Below are 642 nucleotides of genomic sequence, written 5' to 3' on the forward strand. Positions count from 1 at the left end.
CCGCGCTCACCACGGCCTATGCGGCCGGCCCCAGGGCCTCCGAGGTCGCGGGACAGCGGATCGAAGACATCGACAGCACCCGCGGTGTCATCCAGGTGCGCCACGGCAAAGGCGCGAAGGATCGCAACGTGATGCTGTCGTCCCAACTGCTCGGCATCCTGCGCACCTACTGGCGGCTCGCCCGGCCGCGGCTTTATCTGTTCCCTGGGCGTGACGAAGGTCACCCGATTGATCCGACCGAGTTGCATGCCGCCTGCCGCTCGGCGGTCAAGGCTGCGGGCCTGACCAAGCGCGTCACGCTGCACACGCTGTGCCACAGCTTCGCGACACATCTTCTGGAGAACGGAATCGACATCCGGATCGGCCAGGTTCTGCTCGGGCACAATAATCCGTCGTCGACGGCGCGCTACACGCAGGTCGCCACCCATACGATCCGGGCGACCCAGAGCCCGCTCGACCGCCTGTCGCTGGAGGTGACGCCACCGGCATGACAACGGCTCCGGGATCCGGCTTATGACCCCCCGACGTCCGCCCGCACCGACCCGCCATTGACATTGCCGATATCTTGCGCCGGCATGGCGACGCCTATCGTCGTGACCATGCCGGTCATCACGGTCGCGTCGAGCGGCGGGTGATGAGCGC

Annotated in this window: 1 protein-coding gene and 1 pseudogene; both read left to right on the forward strand. The window is 67.1% G+C overall.

All coding sequences use genetic code 11. From position 1 onward, the window contains the following. Nucleotides 1–491: tyrosine-type recombinase/integrase (locus AC0L3A_RS40830; protein ID WP_473256594.1), on the forward strand; the 491-nt coding region annotated here is incomplete at its 5' end. 56 nt (nucleotides 492–547) lie between these two features. Continuing rightward, nucleotides 548–642, forward strand: a pseudogene (locus AC0L3A_RS40835) (transposase); the annotation flags it as partial.

This window comes from Bradyrhizobium sp. MI1.3 (genome assembly GCF_055811695.1).